At 34.2% G+C, this 15353-nt stretch carries 13 protein-coding genes; 7 read left to right on the top strand and 6 right to left on the bottom strand.

What is annotated here, in order from left to right; genetic code table 11:
• Positions 1 to 45: 45 nt before the first annotated feature.
• Complete coding sequence (locus tag ABDW27_RS17035) at positions 46 to 777, top strand: hypothetical protein (RefSeq protein WP_343696984.1); 732 nt, start codon at positions 46 to 48, stop codon at positions 775 to 777.
• Positions 778 to 955: 178 nt separating this feature from the next.
• Here the strand turns inward: ABDW27_RS17035 and hemL are convergent, their stop codons facing one another.
• The 4 genes from hemL to ABDW27_RS17015 all read right to left on the bottom strand — a co-directional run bounded on the left by hemL (position 956) and on the right by ABDW27_RS17015 (position 4541).
• The gene (gene hemL, locus ABDW27_RS17030; RefSeq protein WP_343696983.1) at positions 956 to 2242 is read right to left on the bottom strand and encodes a glutamate-1-semialdehyde 2,1-aminomutase; all 1287 of its coding nucleotides are present in this window, start codon (positions 2240 to 2242) and stop codon (positions 956 to 958) included.
• 75 nt (positions 2243 to 2317) lie between these two features.
• Positions 2318 to 3220, bottom strand: coding sequence for a glucosaminidase domain-containing protein (locus ABDW27_RS17025; RefSeq protein WP_343696982.1), 903 nt, complete (start codon positions 3218 to 3220; stop codon positions 2318 to 2320).
• The gene (locus ABDW27_RS17020; RefSeq protein WP_343696981.1) at positions 3213 to 4121 is read right to left on the bottom strand and encodes a pyridoxal-phosphate dependent enzyme; all 909 of its coding nucleotides are present in this window, start codon (positions 4119 to 4121) and stop codon (positions 3213 to 3215) included. Before ABDW27_RS17020 ends, ABDW27_RS17025 begins: the two co-directional genes overlap by 8 nt.
• Positions 4122 to 4196: 75 nt before the next feature.
• Positions 4197 to 4541 (bottom strand): hypothetical protein, encoded by a 345-nt coding sequence (locus tag ABDW27_RS17015; protein ID WP_343696980.1) that lies wholly within the window; start codon positions 4539 to 4541, stop codon positions 4197 to 4199.
• Between the two features lie 116 nt (positions 4542 to 4657).
• Here ABDW27_RS17015 and ABDW27_RS17010 point away from each other — a divergent pair, with 116 nt between their 5' ends.
• The 4 genes from ABDW27_RS17010 to ilvA all read left to right on the top strand — a co-directional run bounded on the left by ABDW27_RS17010 (position 4658) and on the right by ilvA (position 9468).
• A complete protein-coding gene (locus ABDW27_RS17010; protein WP_071636586.1) occupies positions 4658 to 4843 on the top strand; it encodes a DUF5522 domain-containing protein in 186 nt (61 codons plus the stop codon).
• A 483-nt stretch (positions 4844 to 5326) separates the two neighbouring features.
• Entirely contained in the window at positions 5327 to 7303 is a 1977-nt protein-coding gene (locus ABDW27_RS17005) for a urocanate hydratase (RefSeq protein WP_343696979.1), read from the top strand.
• 45 nt (positions 7304 to 7348) lie between these two features.
• Positions 7349 to 7885 (top strand): DUF4136 domain-containing protein, encoded by a 537-nt coding sequence (locus ABDW27_RS17000; RefSeq protein WP_073418074.1) that lies wholly within the window; start codon positions 7349 to 7351, stop codon positions 7883 to 7885.
• A gap of 338 nt (positions 7886 to 8223) precedes the next feature.
• Positions 8224 to 9468, top strand: coding sequence for a threonine ammonia-lyase IlvA (gene ilvA, locus ABDW27_RS16995; RefSeq protein ID WP_343696978.1), 1245 nt, complete (start codon positions 8224 to 8226; stop codon positions 9466 to 9468).
• Positions 9469 to 9545: 77 nt separating this feature from the next.
• Here the strand turns inward: ilvA and ABDW27_RS16990 are convergent, their stop codons facing one another.
• Positions 9546 to 11696 (bottom strand): RICIN domain-containing protein, encoded by a 2151-nt coding sequence (locus ABDW27_RS16990; RefSeq protein WP_343696977.1) that lies wholly within the window; start codon positions 11694 to 11696, stop codon positions 9546 to 9548.
• Between the two features lie 384 nt (positions 11697 to 12080).
• On the opposite strand from ABDW27_RS16990, the gene ABDW27_RS16985 reads away from it, so the two are divergent.
• Together ABDW27_RS16985 and ABDW27_RS16980 are read left to right on the top strand one after the other, a co-directional pair.
• The gene (locus ABDW27_RS16985) at positions 12081 to 12491 is read left to right on the top strand and encodes a group III truncated hemoglobin (protein ID WP_343696976.1); all 411 of its coding nucleotides are present in this window, start codon (positions 12081 to 12083) and stop codon (positions 12489 to 12491) included.
• A 165-nt stretch (positions 12492 to 12656) separates the two neighbouring features.
• Positions 12657 to 14414: an aromatic amino acid hydroxylase gene (locus ABDW27_RS16980; protein ID WP_343696975.1), complete on the top strand. Its 1758-nt coding sequence runs from the start codon at positions 12657 to 12659 to the stop codon at positions 14412 to 14414.
• Positions 14415 to 14664: 250 nt separating this feature from the next.
• Here the strand turns inward: ABDW27_RS16980 and ABDW27_RS16975 are convergent, their stop codons facing one another.
• On the bottom strand, positions 14665 to 15294 hold the full coding sequence (locus tag ABDW27_RS16975) for a DUF4230 domain-containing protein (protein ID WP_343696974.1): 630 nt from the start codon (positions 15292 to 15294) through the stop codon (positions 14665 to 14667).
• Positions 15295 to 15353: the final 59 nt, after the last annotated feature.

Below are 15353 nucleotides of genomic sequence, written 5' to 3'. Positions count from 1 at the left end.
AAACCTGCTGCAGTCTAATAACCATAAACCTTTAAAAAAGAAATTATGAAAAAGTTATTTATTGCAGTTTTATTATTCGTTGGAATAGTAAGTTTTGCACAAGACGTTAATCAGAAGCCGACAAGTAATCAAAAAGAAAAATTAACTCCGGAACAGCGTAATGAAAAGCATTTGCAAAAACTGACTTCTGATTTGAATTTAGATACAAAACAACAAGAACAAGTTAAACAGCTTATAGCAGAGAGAAGTGCAAAAGCAGAAAAATTTAGAGCAGACAGAAAAAACAGTAAAACAAAACCGACTGATGCAGAAAGAGAAGCTTTTAAAAAACAAATGAAAGCCGACAAAGAAGCTAACGATGCTAAAATGAAAGCGATTTTAAATGCTGATCAATACACAAAATGGACAGCTCTAAAAAAAGAGCATAAAGGTCATCATAGAAAAGGTGACTTTAAAACACCTCAAGAACGCGATCAGGCACATTTGCAAAAATTGACTACTGATTTAAGTTTAAGTGCTGACCAGCAAAAACAAGTAAGTGAACTTTTATCTGACAGAAGTACAAAAATGGCAATGTTGAAAAAAAGCAGAAGAGATTCTGACGTAAAACCTACTGATGCTGAAAGAAAAGCCATAAAAAAACAAATAGAAGAAGATCACAAAGCTTTTGACTCTAAAATGAAATCTATTTTGAATGCTGATCAATATAAAAAATGGACAACAATTCAAAAAGAGCATAAAGACAAAATGAAAGATCACCGAAAAGATAAAATGTAATTGAGATCAAAAAAAAAAAGAGGCTTTTTAAGCCTCTTTTTTGTTGTTATAAACACGGATTTCACAAATTGACACCAATTTGTTGTTGCAATTAGTCCACAAACTAGTGTAAATTAAAATTTGTGAAAATTCGTGAAATTCGTGTCATCCGTGGGCTTTTAAAGCCTCTTTTTTGTTATTAGAATGTTTTCGAAACTTTGTCGATCGCATTAATTGTAAAATCTAAATCTTCATACGTTAAAGCATCTGTAATAAACCACGTTTCGTATGCCGATGGTGCGATGTAAACTCCTTCCTGCAATAATCCGTGGAAAAATTTCTTAAACGTTTCATTATCTCCTTTTGCAGCAGTTTGAAAATCAGTAACCGGATTGGCATCAAAGTGAACAGAAATCATAGAACCTACTCTATTGATCGTAAAAACTACATTATTTGCTTTTAAAACTCTGTCGATTCCCGCTTCTAAATAAGCTGTTTTTTCCTCAAGACGAGTAAAAATTTCACGATCAGTAACCAACGCTTTCAACATTGCATATCCAGCCGCCATTGCTAACGGATTTCCAGATAATGTTCCTGCCTGATAAACTGGTCCAAGCGGAGCTAAATGATTCATGATTTCTTCGCGTGCAGCAAAAGCTCCAACGGGAAGTCCGCCGCCAATTACTTTTCCGAAAGTTACAATATCAGCATTGATATTATACAATTCTTGAACTCCACCGCGCGCTAAACGAAAACCTGTCATTACCTCATCAAAAATCAATAAGATTCCGTTTGCTGTACACAATTCTCTTAAACCTTCAAGGAAACCTTTTGCTGGCGGAATACAACCCATATTTCCTGCAACTGCTTCAATAATAATGGCAGCGATTTCTCCTTTATTAGCTTCGATTAAAGTTTTTACATTCTCTAAATCATTGTATTTTGCTAACAAAGTGTCTTTTGCAGTTCCTTCTGTAACGCCTGGACTATTTGGAGATCCAAAAGTTACAGCTCCACTTCCCGCCTGAATCAGGAATGAATCTGAATGTCCGTGATAACAGCCTGCAAATTTGATAATTTTATCTCTTTTTGTAAATCCGCGAGCCAGACGAATTGCGCTCATACAAGCTTCTGTTCCAGAATTTACAAAACGTATTTTATCAATATTTGGAACCATAGAAACTGCCAAAGCAGCAATTTCTGTTTCCAATTCAGTTGGCATACCAAATGAAGTTCCCAGTTTTGCTTTTTCGATTACCGCATCAACAACCGGCTGATAAGCGTGTCCTAAAACCATTGGTCCCCAAGAGTTGATATAATCTATTAATTTGTTTCCGTCTTCATCATATAAATATGCACCTTTGGCACTTTTTACAAAAATCGGAGTTCCGCCAACGGCTTTAAATGCTCTTACTGGTGAATTTACTCCTCCCGGAATTACTTTTTCTGCTTCAGCAAAAAGCTGACTACTTCTTTTATATAACATTTTAGATTTTAGATTTCTGATTTTAGATTTTAGATTGTTCTCAAACTGAAAACTGTGACTGCGACTGAAAACTTCTTACTTAACCCTCAACTTCTGTCCTATCGAAAGCGCATTATCAGTCAAATTATTTTTTTGTTTTAAATCATCAACTAATAAATTGAATTTTTTTGAAATTGAATATAATGTATCCCCTTTTTGAACTTCGTATAAATTCGGATCGTTTGAATTCATATTTATCTTTGGATCAGAAGCCGCGTCATAAGATGATTTTCTTGGTGGAGCCGTTTTATTTATTGCAACATAATTTTTGCCTGTAACCTGACAATCATATTGATGCAGATTGTAACGTTCGATATAACCAATTAATTTATCCGGATAATTAGGATCTGTGGCATAACCCGCCGCCCGCAGACCTTTTGCCCACGATTTATAATCGTCTTTTTCGTAAGTAAACAACGTTTCATAGCGTTTTTTTCCAACTAAAAACAAAGCGTGATCTCTATACGATTCTGCAGCTTCTGGATATTTTCTAAAACATTCCTGAGCCGAATCATCGTCATGACGAACACTTTCGCCAAACCAGTCTTTATGACATTTAATTCCGAAATGATTATTGGCTTCAATAGCTAAATCTCCTTTTCCTGCTCCCGATTCTAAAATTCCCTGCGCCAAAATAATACTGGCCGGGATTCCGTATGTTTTCATGTTTCCCATTGCAATATCTTTGTACTGCAAAACATAATTATTAATTAAATCGCTGGTTACAACTGTTTTTGATGTAGATTGAATAACCTCAGTTGTATTATTTGTAGAAGGATAATTTTTAGCTGTTGGTTTGCTGTAGGCTGGCTTTTTTGTTGCCGCTACTCTTGGTTTTTGAACTGATGCGGTTTTTTTCGTTGTAGCGACAGCTGGTTTGCTTGACGAACAGCTTGCCAAAACTATTATTGTAAAGAGCAGTACAATTTTTTTAATCATTGGTGTTAAGTATTGGTAATTTTTTCTGCTTCAATTTTAAATTCATTCCTTCAATTCCCTGTAATCCGCCGGTGTGAATGAGTAAAATTTTTGAATGTGCAGGAAAATAATTTTTGTTGATTAAATCTATAACGCCAAAAACCATCTTTCCTGTATAAATTGGATCTAAAGGCACTTTTGTTTCTTTAAAAAATGAATTAATAAATTCAATTAATTCTAAATTTATCTTGCCATAACCTCCAAAATGATAGTCAGAAATTAAATTCCAGTTATCTTTTTTTGCAAAAATACGAATTTCATCGGTTAAAAAATCACCTTTTAACGCCGGAAACCCTAAAATTTTCTGATTTTCAGCCGCGCTATTTATTAATCCCGAAATTGTTCCGCCGGTTCCAACAGCACAGCAAACGTAATTAAAAACCGAATCTTCATCTGTTAAAATCTCTTCGCAGCCTTTTACGGCGAGTTCATTTGTTCCGCCTTCGGGAACTAAATAAAAATCGCCAAACTTTTCTTTTAATTTTTCAATAAAAGATTCTTCACTTTTTAATCGATACTCTTCTCTCGAAACAAACTCAAACCGCATTCCGTTTTCCTGAGCAAATTTCAAGGTTGGATTTTCTTCAATTTTATCAAAAAGTTCATCGCCGCGAATAATGCCAATAGTTTTAAAACCCTGCTCTTTTCCGGCAAAAGCAACCGCAGCAATATGATTAGAAAATGCTCCGCCAAAGGTTAAAAGAGTATTTTTATTTTCTGCTTTCGCCTGAAGCAAATTGTATTTTAATTTTCTGAATTTATTTCCCGAAACAAACGGATGAATTAAATCTTCACGCTTGATTGTCAAAGAAATATCATTTGGAAATTTGATGGAAATTGGCTGATTGAAAACTGGGGTCATTTAATTTAAGTTGAAAGTCGAAAGTCGAAAGTGATAATTCGTATCTTAATATATTTAACGCTTAAAGCTTAAAGCCTATTGCTTATTGCCTATTTTAATGTAATATAGAAACTTAAAAAACGGTCTGTTTTTCAAATAATTTAAGTCCGTTTCATGACCATATGCTTCTCTTTCAAAACTAATATTACGATACGCTAAATCTTTATTTTTATATTGAATTAACCGAATTAGATATTCCAGAAGATACCATATAAAAAACGGAATAACTAAAAATTCTAACTGCTGTCGCAAATGGATTTTTTCATGGTTTACAAAAACTCCATTTGTTTTATCAAAATCGTATTTTACAATTATAAATGGAAATACGGCCATTCCACGGTACCCATTCGGAATTAAATATTTGGCAACAATCAGAAACATTGGCTGTAAAATTTATAAATTTGTAGCTATAAAATTGTTCGATTTGAATAAAATCATAATCAAATATTTTTATTTTTGATTTTTAAGTTATCAAAAAACGAACGCGAATCAGATTTATGAAAGAGCAAAGTAATGAAAATAAATTAATCGAAGGCGAAGATTTTTACTATACACCAGAAGGTTATAAATGCTTTACTGAAAAACATCATCTAAAAAGAGGCTATTGCTGCAAAAGCGGCTGCCGTCATTGTCCGTATGGTTTTGATAAACGAACTGGCGAAATAAGAAAAAAGACTAATTAGTTAATTTGAAAATGTGTCAATTAGATAATTCTAAAATCTAAAATCAACAATCTAAAATATTATATGGATATCCATTCAAGAAAATTCAGGATTAAAATCCACAAGTCTTATCACAGGTCGGATATCCGTTATCCCTAGTTTTTCAATTAGAAAATGTGGCAATTTGGAAATTAGATAATTAATAAATTCAAATTGAAAATCTAATTGCATCATCTATATTTCGCTCCGCTGGAGCTTTTATAATAGGATGATATTATTTTCTATAAATATTTCGCCTTTCCAAGGCTTTTCTTTTCCGTTTGCAAATTTTGCATTTCCGACAAGCTCCGTGAGGAGCGTTATATTTATAGAAATCATTTAACCGTTTGTCGCATTTGAGCCACAGCGTGGCGACATAATAATTAAAAAAAACAAAAAATTAATCTGTTGTTAATCTAACTAAAATACCTTAGCATCTTAGCAACTTAGCATCTCTAAAAAAAAATGACTTTTCAAGAAGAAATAAAACAAGGAATTCCAAATATATTACCTCAAAAAAAAGAGTACGATCCGGCTATTAATCACGCTCCGAAAAGAAAAGAAATCCTTTCGGCAGAAGAAAAAAAGCTGGCTCTAAAAAATGCTTTACGTTATTTCGATCCAAAACATCACGCTGAATTAATTCCTGAGTTTTCAGAAGAATTAGAAAAATATGGGCGTATATATATGTATCGTCTTCGTCCGGATTATAAAATGTACGCAAGACCAATTGATGAATATCCGGGAAAATCATTGCAGGCAAAAGCGATTATGCACATGATTCAAAACAATCTGGATTATGCTGTGGCGCAACATCCGCATGAATTAATTACCTATGGCGGAAACGGTGCTGTTTTTCAAAACTGGGCGCAATATTTATTGACCATGCAATATTTGTCTGAAATGACAGACGAGCAGACTTTAACGATGTATTCAGGGCATCCGATGGGATTATTTCCTTCGCATAAAGAAGCACCAAGAGTTGTGGTTACAAATGGAATGGTGATCCCAAATTATTCAAAACCGGACGATTGGGAAAAAATGAATGCTTTAGGAGTTTCTCAATACGGACAAATGACGGCGGGAAGTTATATGTACATTGGTCCACAGGGAATTGTACACGGAACTACAATTACGGTTTTGAATGGTTTTAGAAAAATAAAACAGAATCCGGAAGGAAGTTTATTCGTAACTTCTGGTCTTGGCGGAATGTCGGGCGCACAGCCTAAAGCCGGAAATATAGCAGGTTGTATTACGGTCTGTGCCGAAGTAAATCCGAAAATCACTAAAATCCGTCATGAACAAGGCTGGATTAATGAAGTGGTAACTTCTACAGATGAATTGGTTGCCAGAGTAGCTTTGGCGAAAGCCAATAAAGAAACGGTTTCAATTGCTTATTTAGGAAATGTTGTGGATGTTTGGGAACGTTTCGATCAGGAAAATATCAAAATTGATTTAGGTTCAGATCAGACTTCGTTGCATAATCCTTGGGCTGGAGGTTATTATCCTGTTGGGATTTCTTTTGAAGAAGCAAACACTTTGATGGCAAATAATCCGGAATTATTCAAAGAAAAAGTTCAGGAAACTTTACGTCGTCATGCAGATGCGATCAACAAACATACCGCAAAAGGAACTTACTTTTTCGATTACGGAAATGCATTTTTATTGGAAGCTTCTCGTGCGGGAGCCGATGTAATGGCCGAAAATAATATTGATTTTAGATATCCTAGTTATGTTCAGGATATTATGGGACCAATGTGTTTCGATTACGGATTTGGTCCTTTCCGCTGGGTTTGTACTTCTGGGAAACCGGAAGATTTACTAAAAACGGATGCGATTGCCTGCGAAGTTTTAGAAAAAATGGCTGAAACTGCTCCAAATGAAATTCAGCAGCAAATGCAGGATAATATCAAATGGATTAAAGGCGCACAGGAAAATAAATTAGTTGTAGGTTCTCAGGCAAGGATTCTTTATGCTGATGCAGAAGGAAGAATTAAAATTGCCGAAGCATTCAATCAAGCCATTGCAAAAGGTGAAATTGGTGCTGTGGTTTTAGGTCGCGATCATCATGACGTTTCTGGAACCGACTCACCTTACAGAGAAACTTCAAACATTTATGATGGATCTCGTTTTACGGCTGATATGGCGATTCATAACGTGATTGGAGACAGTTTTAGAGGAGCAACCTGGGTATCAATTCACAACGGCGGCGGAGTTGGCTGGGGAGAGGTTATAAACGGCGGATTTGGTATGGTTCTTGATGGTTCTAAAGAAGCTTCAAAGCGTTTAGCATCAATGCTTTTCTGGGATGTTAACAATGGAATTTCAAGAAGAAGCTGGGCTCGAAATGAAGGTGCTGTTTTTGCCATAAAAAGAGCAATGGAAGTTGAGCCTTTATTAAAAGTAACTTTGCCTAATTTAGTTGATGAAAATCTACTATAATTAAAAGTTACTCAGCAAAATAGAGAACATTAAATTTCTAATAATATGAAAACATTCAAGTTAGTTCCGTTTTTTCTGCTTTTGCTATTAGCATCATGCAGCACTGTTACTGTTTATTCTGATTACGACAAAAATGTCGATTTTGCGCCTTATAAAACTTACGCTTTCTTTAAGCCCGGAATTGACAAAGTTGAAATTTCTGATTTGGATAAAAGACGTATTCTTCACGCTATTGATAATGAAATGGCGGCAAAAGGTTTCACAAAAAGTGATAATCCGGATTTGCTCGTAAACATTTTTACTAAATCGAGAGAACAGGTAAACGTAAATCAATTTAGTGCCGGCTGGGGTTACGGCTGGGGCTGGGGTTGGAATCCTTACATGATGTACGGAGGACAAACTACCGTTTCGACTTCTACAGAAGGAACTTTGTACATTGATTTAATCGATGCTAAAAAGAAAGAAATGATCTGGCAAGGCGAAGGAATTGGTACTTTGACTAAAAACGTTGATAAAAAAGACGAAAAAATCGGCGAGTTCGTGAACAAAATTTTGGCTCAATATCCGCCGGTAAAAAAATAGTTTTCAGTCGCGGTTTTCAGTTTTCAGTTTTTTTACAAAACAGCTGTTCACTACTTCGAAAAAAATAAGTACATTTGTTACTCTATCAGTTAAAAATGAAAAACTATACTAACATTATTATCGCTATTATCAGCATTATTGCAATTCAGCAATGATGGCGAGGTGTTATATAAAAAAGTAAAATATAATTTATAAAAACCTCCCACAACGGGAGGTTTTTTATTTTAAAAAAGATTAAAAACAAAATATATTTTTGCCACAGATTAAATGGATTATAATGATTTTTTAATCTGTGGAAATCCTTTAAATCTGTGGCGAAAACAAAAAACAAAACCATCATGAGTTTATTTAACGAAGTACTTAATGCAAAAAAGCACCTTGAAGATGTCGTTGCGGCGACACCTCTAACCCAAAATTTAAATCTTTCAGACGAGTTTAAATCGACTATTTTATTAAAAAGAGAAGATTTACAAATTGTCCGGTCATACAAAATCAGAGGTGCTTATAATAAGATTTCTTCCTTAAATGAAAAAGAAAAAGCAAACGGAATTGTTTGTGCCAGCGCTGGAAATCATGCTCAGGGAGTTGCTTATTCCTGTAATCTACTGCATATAAAAGGCAAAATTTATATGCCGAAAACAACTCCAAAACAAAAAGTAAAACAAGTACAATTATTTGGAAAATCGTTTGTAGAAATTGTTTTAACGGGAGATACTTTTGATGACGCTTACGGATCGGCAACTGCTGATGCGATTAAAAATCATAAAACTTTTATTCATCCTTTTGATGATGAAAAAGTTATTGCCGGACAAGGAACTGTTGGTCTTGAAATTTTGGAAAGTTATACAAAACCAATTGATTATGTTTTTGTACCAATTGGCGGCGGCGGACTGGCTTCGGGTTTATCTGAAGTTTTCAGACATTTAAGTCCGAATACTAAAATCATCGGCGTTGAGCCAAAAGGCGCTCCTTCGATGAAAACTTCCATTTCAGAAAATAAAAATACACCGCTCAAAACAATCGACAAATTTGTTGACGGTGCGGCGGTAAAACAAGTTGGCGATAAAACTTTTGAAATCTGCCGATATAATCTTGAAGATATTATTCTGGTTCCCGAAGGAAAAGTCTGCACGACAATTTTGAGATTATACAATGAAGAAGCCATGGTTGTAGAACCTGCAGGTGCTTTGACCATTGCCGCTTTGGATTTTTATAAAGATAAAATTAAAGGCAAAACCGTAGTTTGCGTTGTCAGCGGAAGTAATAACGACATTGAAAGAACGGCTGAAATAAAAGAGCGTTCGTTACTTTACGAAGGTTTAATGCATTATTTTATGATTCAGTTTCCTCAGCGTCCGGGAGCTTTAAAAGAATTTGTAAATAATATTTTAGGTCCTGATGATGATATTACCTATTTTCAGTTTGCCAAGAAAAACAGTCGCGAAAAAGGTTCTGTTGTTGTTGGTTTAGAATTAAAAAAGAAAAAAGATATTCTGCCTATTAAAATGAAAATGACACAATATGGTTTTGAATTTCAATACCTAAATGACAATCACGATTTATTTACTCAATTAATTGGATAAAAATAAAAGGCTGCCAAAAAATCTGACAGCCTTTTAAACATCAATATAAAATTACTAATTGAATTCTCGATTTGTAATTATTGCTTTAATACTTTTTTAGAATAAGAACCTGTATTATCGGTTACTCTTACAATATAAACTCCTTTTGGCAATCTCGAAATTTCGATTTCAGATTGATTTCCTTTTACAAAATTGATATTCTTTTTCAGGATGCTTTGTCCTGCGATATTGTATACTGTTACATCAGCATTTCCTTCATGGTTTGTATCAATTTTTAAATAATCATTTGTTGAATTAATAAAAATTGCCATATCGTTTTTACTTTCAGCTTCGTCAGTTATTGTTAAAGCTTTTTTTGCTGTTGATTCAACCTGAACAAACTGCCATTGCTGATTTAATCCGCCTGTATAATCCCAAACCTGAATATTAGCTCCATTTGCTGTAGAAACATTTTCAACATCAAGAGATTTACCTGTATTTACATTGGTAATTTTATAATATCCTCCGCCAAGACTTGCAACTGTCCATTTAAATTCATTCGAATTAGAGAAGGTTCTTTGCTGAACTTTCAAACCATTTGCTGTTCCGTTATTTTCAACTGCAAGATACATTCCGGTCGATTTTACTATGATGTAATAATTTCCGGCTCCGTCCGAAACAAATTTCCAGCGCTGGTTGCTGCCTCCGCCGCCAGTAACATCATATTGTTGAATCCTTCCTCCGCTTACTGTTGAATTATCTGCAACATCAAGTCCTTTATTACTGTTTCTTGAAATGATATTATAATATCCCGGAAAACCTGTTGGAGGCGGCGTCCCTGCTCCCCATGTAAAAGTAACTGCTGATGAACCCGGAACTGTATAATTAAATGCAGAAGATCCTGAAACTACTTTGATAGTATTTTGCCCTCCTGAATTGTAGATTACAAGGGCAATAGATCCGTCAGGATTTTTAAATCCAACAGATAAAATACTTCCGCTTGTGCTTGAAGAACCAATTCTTACTGCTCCCGGTTTTACATATTTAGAAATCTGACCAATAATATAATATGCTACATTCTTGGTATAACTTGTACTATTATTAACCGTAATGGCCCCTAAACAAGTATTACATCCGCCCGGAGTACGAGGCCCTAAACTAGAATTATTTGCTGCATTCCATTCTAAAACTGTTTTAGACCAGTTGTTTGTACTTCCAATAACAACGTTTTGCATGTGCCAGCCAAAATCTCCTCCAAAGTTTCCACCAGAACCTGTATATTGTTCTGTAAAGTAAACATTTTTGTTTGTTTGGTTTTTTACAGTTGACATCGCTGAGATATTTCCTAAATACAAATGAAACGCAGCTCCGTCAACATAACCGCTGTTGTTTAAAACATCAATTGGGTATGCTGTATTATCGCAGTTATGGTCGAAAGCAATAATTTTTACACCACCAAAACCTGCCGCAGCCAATTGAGGTCCAAGCTGTTGATTGATAAAATTCTTTTGCTCTGTAGAATTCATTAACATACTTGGTTCATTGTTTGGATTTTCAGGTTCGTTTTGAGGTGTAATTGCCCAAATCGGAATGCCCTGTGCCTGCATCGCTTGTATATATTTTACAAAATATCTTGCATAAGCCGCATAATATTGTGTCTGCAGACTTCCGCCAACCCAAGATCCGTTTGTTTTCATCCAGCGTGGTGCTGTCCAAGGAGTTGCTAAAATTTTAATGTTTGGATTAATTTGCTGAATCTTTTTGATAATCGGAATCAGGTAGGTTAAATCCGGTCCGTTTAAACTAAAGTTATTCATATTAGTATCTCCGGAAGTTTCGTTATAACTATAAGAATAACTGCTTAAATCTGAAGCCGCAATACTAATACGAATTACACTTGCATTTAATCCTGTAGTTGGATTATACAAGTCGTTCAATAATTGATTTTGCTGCGTTGCCGCCATTCCGCTGATTACTTCAGCACTTCCTTCGGTAAGAGTATAACCAAATCCGTCCATAGTTTGGTAAGTCGTTCCTGCATTAACTGTAACTGTAGAAGGATTTGTTCCAGAGTTTGTTCCAAAACTTACAGTTCCCTGCTGTTGTAGTAATCTTGATTGATCGCCTGATGTTATATAAGGCGTAACCGTCTGTGCATTTGTTTTTGTAATACATAAAAGCATTAATACAATGATTTGTGTCATTAAAGCTTTTACTCTGTTTGTAGGTTTTTGAGTAGTTTTGTGCATAATTTTGTGGTTTTTGTGGTTTTTTGATAGTTAAAGTTTTCTCATTTTATTATGATTATTTTTATTAAAACACATCAAAAATATATCAAATTTCACGAAATCGATATAATTAGAACTTTACAAATACACATCATTTGTAAAATTTACCTTAACAAAAACTTATCTAATAAAAAATCAAATCATTGATTATCAAGTTACTAATTAAAATAAAAACACAAAAAATCTTACTTTTATTTTAAATCAACTACAACATTATAAAAAATCAGGTTTACCGCATTGTTATATTGATTTCGATTGAAATATCTTCTTGTTAAATGACAAATATCATGAGATGCACTTTGTGTTATGTTGTATTTTTGCTGATACATTTATTACTCTGAAAACATGGAAACACTTAAAGATATTTCAACCCTGGAAGATATTAAACAAATGGTCGACAGCTTTTATGCGAATGTTCGCAAAGACGATTTAATTGGTCCTATCTTTAATGATAAACTGCAGGACCGCTGGGAACCGCATTTGCAAAAAATGTATGGTTTTTGGCAGACTATTTTGTTTGATGTTAGAGCATATTCAGGAACTCCGTTTCCTCCGCATAAACAATTACCGGTAGATAAAACTCATTTTGACCGCTGGATCCAGATTTTTAATACGACAATCGACGCTCAGTTTGCCGGGGTAATTACAGATGAAGCTAAAATGCGTGCTGCAAATATGGCTTTTATGTTCAGCCATAAAATTGAATATTTTAGAAATGCTGAAAATGAATTAAGAAACTCAGCAAATAAATCTTAAATAATTTAGAAATTTACATTAGAAGATTTCACCTTTTATGTTTTATTTCCAAAAATCTATAAAAACGCAATAAAATTCAGTTTCGAATAAAAATTTTGTGATGAACAGCAAAAAATAGCGACCTAAATTCGTAATTTTACATTCTTAATCTACAACGTTTTCGAAATGAATGCATCTATAGAAACCAATCCGTTATTAGAACGATTGCCGAAACATTTACAGCAATTTATTAAACCTCAGGATTATAGTGATTACACTCCTATTAATCAGGCGGTTTGGCGATATGTTATGCGTAAAAATGTAGATTATCTTTCAAAAGTTGCGCATCATTCATATTTGGAAGGTTTACGCAAAACCGGAATCGAGATTGATTCTATTCCGAGTATGTACGGAATGAACCGAATTCTTACCGAAATTGGCTGGGCTGCAGTTGCCGTAGACGGATTTATTCCGCCAAATGCTTTTATGGAATTTCAGGCTTACAATGTTTTAGTTATTGCTTCGGATATACGACAACTGGAACACATTGAATATACGCCTGCTCCGGATATCATTCATGAAGGTGCCGGCCACGCTCCTATTATTGCCAATCCTGAATATGCTGAATATTTAAGACGTTTTGGTGAAATTGGCTGCAAAGCAATTTCTTCTCACAAAGATTATCAAATGTATGAAGCGATTCGTTTACTTTCTATTTTAAAAGAAGCCGAAGATACTCCGCAAGACAAAATCGACGAAGCAGAAAAAGCGGTTGCTGATTTGCAAAATGATATGGGCGAATTGTCTGAAATGGCGCAAATTCGTAACCTGCATTGGTGGACAGTTGAATACGGTTTGATTGGAACGGTAGAAAATCCTAAAATTTATGGTGCCGGATTACTTTCTTCTATTGGAGAAAGTGCACATTGTATGACCGATAATGTTAAGAAAATCCCTTATGATATTTCGGCTGCGAATCAAAATTTTGATATTACGCAGTTACAGCCGCAGCTTTATGTAACACCAACATTTTCTCATTTAAGTTTAATTCTGGAAGAATTTGCTAATAAAATGGCTTTAAGAACCGGAGGACTTTCGGGAATTAAAAAATTAATCCAGTCGAATGCTTTAGGAACTATTGAATTGAGTACTGGTTTACAAATTTCCGGAGTTTTTACGAATGTTATTGAAGAAGAAGGAAAACCGGTTTACATTCAGACAACCGGAAAAACAGCTTTGGCTTACCGTGAAAAAGAATTAGTTGGCCATGGAACTTTAACGCATCCGCACGGATTCGGAAGTCCGATTGGGAAACTTAAAGGTTTTAATCTGGCTATTGAAGATATGAGTCCGAAAGATTTACAGGCTTACAGCATTGTAGAAAATGAAACTGTAAAACTGGAATTTGAAGGTAATATTATTGTTGAAGGTGAAATTATTACCGGTTCGAGAAATTTACACGGAGAAATTATTCTGATTAGCTTTAGAAATTGTACCGTAACACACGGCGAAACAATTTTGTTCCAACCAGAATGGGGAAATTACGATATGGCTATTGGTAAAAAAGTAATTTCTGCTTTTTCAGGTCCTGCTGATGTGAATAGTTTTGATTTGATCAATATTGTTCCTTCAACTAAAACTATTAAAGCAAAACATACTGAAGAGCGCGACGAATTAGAAAATTTATACGCTTTAGTTAGAGAAATCAGAAAGAATAAAAGTTCTAAAAGTGAACTGAAATCTGTTTTTGAAAAACTAAAAAACAGTCATTCAAACGATTGGTTATTGTCTGTTGAAATTGTTGAGCTTTTAAATAATTCTGATGAAAAACAGCTTTTACAGGAAGTATTAGTTCATTTGGATCAATTGAAAGAAAAACGTCCTGAAGTGGGACATTTAATTTCTGGTGGTTTGGATTTGATTTTTAATAAAGAAAAGGTTTAAATTTTATTGCACACAGATTTTACAGATTTAAGCTGATGTACGGAGATTTTTAGTTATATTTTTAAATTGCCTCCTGCTTTAGCTGGAGGAAAATAAAATCAGCTAGAGAGGCTTTAGCCAAAAAAACATGTTTTGGCTAAAGCCTTTTTAAATTTCTTTATATATACCTCCAGCTAAAGCAGGAGGCAATTAAACAAATCATTTTAATCTTTTAATCTGCAAAAACATATACTTCATTTGAACCTTAAAACTAAAGCTTCAAATCCTGAGTCAATTCAGTTTCAGATTCAATTGTTTTTCCGTTGTACTGCAGTTTCCAGCCCATTGAGTTTGTCATAATTAAAATCTTAGATAACTCACTTATTAAACGGTTTTGGGCGTTTGTTTTTAGGGTTGATGTTTCGATTTTTTTAGCAAGATTCGCTTTTACCGATTTATTGATTTTATTGTAATCGTCTCCCGTAAACGGATTCAGTTTGCTTTGTTCTACGTCGTAAAACTGAATGTCCGGATTAATCGTGATTTCTTCTTTTGGAATATTTAGAATTGTGATGGTTTTGTTTTTTTCGTCGATATCGTATTTCATTTTATGCAAATCGTAGGCAACAGTAACATTTGCATTTACAACTATCAGCGCTTTTTTCTCAAAGGAAATCATATCCATTAAATATTTCTGCTGATTTTTATACGTAATAACTTCCGAGAAATGTCCTTCGGTGACCACTAGTTTTCCAACGTTTAGAATTTGCTGCTGAATTAAATTGGTATTGTAATCGATAGAAGAATCGTCGTCTTTTTTGAACTGACAGTATTTAAAAGCCAGAACAATAAGTAAAACAATAACACCAACGCCAATAATTCTTTTGATTAAGTTTTGCATTCCAATAAATTATTTAGACGAATTTACTTCTTTTTTTAGTTTTTTTCGCCACGAATTCA

The sequence above is a fragment of the Flavobacterium sp. genome (assembly GCF_039595935.1).
Taxonomy (GTDB): Bacteria; Bacteroidota; Bacteroidia; order Flavobacteriales; family Flavobacteriaceae; genus Flavobacterium.
The sequence above is the reverse complement of the archived record's forward strand: the minus strand, read 5'-3'. Positions and strand labels throughout refer to the sequence as shown.

Bases quoted from the DNA above. Each gene is read 5' to 3' on its own strand.
- ABDW27_RS16975 (WP_343696974.1), bottom strand. From the start codon at position 15,294: ATGCAAAACTTAATCAAAAGAATTATTGGCGTTGGTGTTATTGTTTTA.
- ABDW27_RS17005 (WP_343696979.1), top strand. From the start codon at position 5,327: ATGACTTTTCAAGAAGAAATAAAACAAGGAATTCCAAATATATTACCT.
- ABDW27_RS17020 (WP_343696981.1), bottom strand. From the start codon at position 4,121: ATGACCCCAGTTTTCAATCAGCCAATTTCCATCAAATTTCCAAATGAT.
- ABDW27_RS17035 (WP_343696984.1), top strand. From the start codon at position 46: ATGAAAAAGTTATTTATTGCAGTTTTATTATTCGTTGGAATAGTAAGT.
- ABDW27_RS17015 (WP_343696980.1), bottom strand. From the start codon at position 4,541: ATGTTTCTGATTGTTGCCAAATATTTAATTCCGAATGGGTACCGTGGA.
- ABDW27_RS17000 (WP_073418074.1), top strand. From the start codon at position 7,349: ATGAAAACATTCAAGTTAGTTCCGTTTTTTCTGCTTTTGCTATTAGCA.
- ABDW27_RS17010 (WP_071636586.1), top strand. From the start codon at position 4,658: ATGAAAGAGCAAAGTAATGAAAATAAATTAATCGAAGGCGAAGATTTT.
- ABDW27_RS17025 (WP_343696982.1), bottom strand. From the start codon at position 3,220: ATGATTAAAAAAATTGTACTGCTCTTTACAATAATAGTTTTGGCAAGC.
- ABDW27_RS16985 (WP_343696976.1), top strand. From the start codon at position 12,081: ATGGAAACACTTAAAGATATTTCAACCCTGGAAGATATTAAACAAATG.
- ABDW27_RS16990 (WP_343696977.1), bottom strand. From the start codon at position 11,696: ATGCACAAAACTACTCAAAAACCTACAAACAGAGTAAAAGCTTTAATG.
- ilvA (WP_343696978.1), top strand. From the start codon at position 8,224: ATGAGTTTATTTAACGAAGTACTTAATGCAAAAAAGCACCTTGAAGAT.
- ABDW27_RS16980 (WP_343696975.1), top strand. From the start codon at position 12,657: ATGAATGCATCTATAGAAACCAATCCGTTATTAGAACGATTGCCGAAA.
- hemL (WP_343696983.1), bottom strand. From the start codon at position 2,242: ATGTTATATAAAAGAAGTAGTCAGCTTTTTGCTGAAGCAGAAAAAGTA.